The sequence below is a fragment of the Bacteroides clarus YIT 12056 genome, from assembly GCF_900129655.1.
GTDB lineage: Bacteria > Bacteroidota > Bacteroidia > Bacteroidales > Bacteroidaceae > Bacteroides > Bacteroides clarus.
The window spans coordinates 1-5264 of the sequence record NZ_FQWK01000014.1; the positions used below are offsets into that span (position 1 = coordinate 1).

The 5264-nt window shown below is 49.0% G+C and carries 2 tRNA genes and 3 rRNA genes; all 5 read left to right on the forward strand.

What is annotated here, in order from left to right:
* Window positions 1–252: 252 nt before the first annotated feature.
* Window positions 253–1779, forward strand: a 16S ribosomal RNA gene (locus BUB52_RS15370).
* Window positions 1780–1912: 133 nt separating this feature from the next.
* Window positions 1913–1986, forward strand: a tRNA-Ile gene (locus BUB52_RS15375).
* Window positions 1987–2023: 37 nt separating this feature from the next.
* A tRNA-Ala gene (locus BUB52_RS15380) sits at window positions 2024–2097 on the forward strand.
* 111 nt (window positions 2098–2208) lie between these two features.
* A 23S ribosomal RNA gene (locus BUB52_RS15385) occupies window positions 2209–5087 on the forward strand.
* 62 nt (window positions 5088–5149) lie between these two features.
* Window positions 5150–5260: ribosomal RNA gene (gene rrf / locus BUB52_RS15390) — 5S ribosomal RNA — on the forward strand.
* The 16S, 23S and 5S rRNA genes sit together here with 2 tRNA genes alongside, the layout of an rRNA operon.
* Window positions 5261–5264: the final 4 nt, after the last annotated feature.

The following is a 5264-nucleotide window of genomic DNA, read 5'->3' on the forward strand; positions in this document are numbered from 1 at the left end:
ATATGCTTAAAAGTTTTTACCTTTGCATCCGCTTTTGAAAAGGAGCATTCTTCGAAAAGAAGCGATCTTTGAACAGATTTACATAAACAATACAAGTAGTACAAGAGCAAGTCTTTTCTTGGCGACAAGAGAGACTTGGGTAAAATAAAAAGAACCGTCAATACTTATTAAGATAGGTAATTGAGACTTTTTAAATTCGAGCGTCCTGAACAGAGCAAGAACCATCCCTTACGGGATGTTAACAATACTTTTACAATGAAGAGTTTGATCCTGGCTCAGGATGAACGCTAGCTACAGGCTTAACACATGCAAGTCGAGGGGCAGCGGGGTTGAAGCTTGCTTCAACCGCCGGCGACCGGCGCACGGGTGAGTAACACGTATCCAACCTGCCGATAACTCCGGGATAGCCTTTCGAAAGAAAGATTAATACCGGATGGCATAGTTTTCCCGCATGGAATAACTATTAAAGAATTTCGGTTATCGATGGGGATGCGTTCCATTAGGCAGTTGGCGGGGTAACGGCCCACCAAACCGACGATGGATAGGGGTTCTGAGAGGAAGGTCCCCCACATTGGAACTGAGACACGGTCCAAACTCCTACGGGAGGCAGCAGTGAGGAATATTGGTCAATGGACGAGAGTCTGAACCAGCCAAGTAGCGTGAAGGATGACTGCCCTATGGGTTGTAAACTTCTTTTATACGGGAATAAAGTTAGCCACGTGTGGTTTTTTGCATGTACCGTATGAATAAGGATCGGCTAACTCCGTGCCAGCAGCCGCGGTAATACGGAGGATCCGAGCGTTATCCGGATTTATTGGGTTTAAAGGGAGCGTAGGCGGGGTATTAAGTCAGTTGTGAAAGTTTGCGGCTCAACCGTAAAATTGCAGTTGATACTGGTATCCTTGAGTGCAGCAGAGGTGGGCGGAATTCGTGGTGTAGCGGTGAAATGCTTAGATATCACGAAGAACTCCGATTGCGAAGGCAGCTCACTGGAGTGTAACTGACGCTGATGCTCGAAAGTGTGGGTATCAAACAGGATTAGATACCCTGGTAGTCCACACAGTAAACGATGAATACTCGCTGTTGGCGATACAATGTCAGCGGCCAAGCGAAAGCATTAAGTATTCCACCTGGGGAGTACGCCGGCAACGGTGAAACTCAAAGGAATTGACGGGGGCCCGCACAAGCGGAGGAACATGTGGTTTAATTCGATGATACGCGAGGAACCTTACCCGGGCTTGAATTGCAACTGACGGAATTGGAAACAGTTCTTTCTTCGGACAGTTGTGAAGGTGCTGCATGGTTGTCGTCAGCTCGTGCCGTGAGGTGTCGGCTTAAGTGCCATAACGAGCGCAACCCTTATCGATAGTTACCATCAGGTCATGCTGGGGACTCTATCGAGACTGCCGTCGTAAGATGTGAGGAAGGTGGGGATGACGTCAAATCAGCACGGCCCTTACGTCCGGGGCTACACACGTGTTACAATGGGGGGTACAGAAGGCAGCTACACGGCGACGTGATGCTAATCCCCAAAACCTCTCTCAGTTCGGATTGGAGTCTGCAACCCGACTCCATGAAGCTGGATTCGCTAGTAATCGCGCATCAGCCACGGCGCGGTGAATACGTTCCCGGGCCTTGTACACACCGCCCGTCAAGCCATGAAAGCCGGGGGTACCTGAAGTACGTAACCGCAAGGAGCGTCCTAGGGTAAAACTGGTGATTGGGGCTAAGTCGTAACAAGGTAGCCGTACCGGAAGGTGCGGCTGGAACACCTCCTTTCTGGAGCGACGCTTAACATAAAAAGTCAGGTTCTTTCGAGATTACTTCCATAAGAACCTCTTGTGCTGCGAAGATTGTTTATCAATATAAAGAGAAAGTAGAAGCCGAGCCTTAGGGCGAGGGTTTGACTGACAGTCCTATAGCTCAGTTGGTTAGAGCGCTACACTGATAATGTAGAGGTCGGCAGTTCAACTCTGCCTGGGACTACTTCCGGAATTGCAGGATGATAATCCTGAGTTCTGAAGGGGGATTAGCTCAGCTGGCTAGAGCACCTGCTTTGCACGCAGGGGGTCAACGGTTCGAATCCGTTATTCTCCACACTTCCGGATGGGTTTACGCCCATCACCGGAAAACGATCTTTGACATGATGTAACGAAAAAAGTAAAGTTAAAGCTGAAAGTATATATCGACCATACGTTGTCGGTAAGACTAAAAGTAAGCAAGGGCGCATGGCGGATGCCTTGGCTCTCGGAGGCGATGAAGGACGTGATAAGCTGCGATAAGCTTCGGGTAGGTGCAAATAACCTTTGATCCGGAGATTTCCGAATGGGACAACCCGATTAGTTGAAGACTGATCATTCCGCATAGCGGAAGGCTAACGCAGGGAACTGAAACATCTTAGTACCTGTAGGAAAAGAAAATAAATAATGATTCCCCTAGTAGTGGCGAGCGAACGGGGAATAGCCCAAACCATTTATGTTACGGCATAACTGGGGTTGTAGGACCACGTTGTGGCATGAAAGTTGGTGAGCAGAATGTTCTGGAAAGTACAGCCATAGAGCATGATAGCTGCGTATGCGAAGCCAACCTAAGCCTAGTGGTATCCTGAGTAGCGCGGAGCACGAGGAATTCTGCGTGAATCTGCCGGGACCATCCGGTAAGGCTAAATACTCCCGAGAGACCGATAGTGAACCAGTACTGTGAAGGAAAGGTGAAAAGCACTTCGAACAGAAGAGTGAAATAGTTCCTGAAACCATGCGCCTACAAGCGGTCGGAGCCCTTTAGGGTGACGGCGTGCCTTTTGCATAATGAACCTACGAGTTACTTTTTCCGGCAAGGTTAAGAATCTCAGATTTGCAGCCGAAGCGAAAGCGAGTCTTAATAGGGCGTATAGTCGGAAGGAGTAGACGCGAAACCAAGTGATCTACCCTTGAGCAGGTTGAAGGATGGGTAACACCATCTGGAGGACCGAACCAATAAGCGTTGAAAAGCTTCTGGATGACTTGAGGGTGGGGGTGAAAGGCTAATCAAACTTGGAGATAGCTCGTACTCCCCGAAATGCATTTAGGTGCAGCCTTGACTTATACTGACATGAGGTAGAGCGACTGATAAGATGCGAGGGCTTCACCGCCTATCAAGTCTTGACAAACTCCGAATGCGTGTCAGTTCTATGTCAGGAGTGAGGGCATGGGTGCTAAGGTCCATGTCCTAAAGGAGAACAATCCGGACCAACAGCTAAGGTCCCGAAATGAATACTAAGTTGAACTAACGAAGTCAGATTGCTAAGACAGCTAGGATGTTGGCTTGGAAGCAGCCATTCATTTAAAGAGTGCGTAACAGCTCACTAGTCGAGGAGTTTGGCGTGGATAATAATCGGGCATTAAGTATTCTACCGAAGCTTTGGGATGAGTAATCATCGGTAGGGGAGCATTCCACTCAGCGTTGAAGGTGAAGCGTGAGCTTTGCTGGAGCGTGTGGAAAAGCAAATGTAGGTATAAGTAACGATAAAGGGGGTGAGAAACCCCCTCGCCGAAAGACTAAGGTTTCCTGATCAACGCTAATCGGATCAGGGTTAGTCGGGTCCTAAGGCTCAGCCGAACGGCGAGGCCGATGGCAGAACCGGTTAATATTCCGGTACTACCTTCAGGAGTGACGTGGAGACGGAGCAGTGACAATGCCGCCGACTGACGGAATAGTCGGTTAAAGGGTGTAGATGTTGATTTCTGCAGGCAAATCCGCAGAGAGAGTCGAACCTGACAGTACGGAGCGTTCTTCGAACAATCCGATAGTGCATGTAAGCATACTCCCGAGAAAATCCGCTAAACTTAATCCTGACGGTACCCGTACCGTAAACGGACACACGTAGTCGGGTTGAATATACTAAGGCGCTTGAGTGATTCACGGTTAAGGAACTAGGCAAACTGACCCTGTAACTTCGGGATAAAGGGTCCTCAGGGTAACTTGAGGCGCAGAGAATAGGTCCAGGCAACTGTTTAACAAAAACACAGGGCTGTGCAAAATAGAAATATGAAGTATACAGCCTGACACCTGCCCGGTGCTGGAAGGTTAAGAGGAGATGTCATCGCAAGAGAAGCATTGAATTGAAGCCCCAGTAAACGGCGGCCGTAACTATAACGGTCCTAAGGTAGCGAAATTCCTTGTCGGGTAAGTTCCGACCTGCACGAATGGTGTAATGATCTGGACGCTGTCTCAACCGTGAGCTCAGTGAAATTGTAGTATCGGTGAAGATGCCGATTACCCGCGATGGGACGAAAAGACCCCGTGAACCTTTACTATAGCTTAACATTGAATTTGGGTAATTGATGTGTAGGATAGGCCGGAGGCTTTGAAGCAGGTACGCCAGTATTTGTGGAGCCGCTGTTGAAATACGGCCCTTTGATTATTTGAGTTCTAACTCTTGGATGAGAGGACACTGTTTGGTGGGTAGTTTGACTGGGGTGGTCGCCTCCAAAAGCGTAACGGAGGCTTCTAAAGGTGCCCTCACGACGATTGGTAACCGTCGGTAGAGTGTAATGGCATAAGGGCGCTTGACTGGGAGACTCACAAGTCGATCAGGTAGGAAACTAGAGCATAGTGATCCGGTGTTTCTGTATGGAAAGGACATCGCTCAAAGGATAAAAGGTACTCCGGGGATAACAGGCTGATCCCTCCCAAGAGCTCATATCGACGGAGGGGTTTGGCACCTCGATGTCGGCTCGTCACATCCTGGGGCTGGAGAAGGTCCCAAGGGTTGGGCTGTTCGCCCATTAAAGTGGCACGCGAGCTGGGTTCAGAACGTCGTGAGACAGTTCGGTCTCTATCTATCGTGGGCGTATGAAATTTGCGTGGCTCTGACACTAGTACGAGAGGACCGTGTTGGACTGACCTCTGGTTTACCGGTTGTGCCGCCAGGTGCATTGCCGGGTATCTAAGTCGGGATTGGATAAGTGCTGAAAGCATCTAAGTACGAAGCCAGCCACAAGATTAGATTTCTCAGGGTCGTCAAAGACGATGACGTTGATAGGATGCAGGTGTAAAGGCAGCGATGTCATAGCCGAGCATTACTAATTGCCCGTTCACTTTTAGTCCTGCCGTGTATGGGGGATATATACATTCAGTTTATTTACTTTTTACATCATGTCTGCCTTATTCAGGTGACTATAGCACTGAGGTTCCACCTCTTCCCATTCCGAACAGAGAAGTTAAGCTCAGTCACGCCGATGGTACTGCGTAACAGTGGGAGAGTAGGTAGTCGCCGTTTTTTT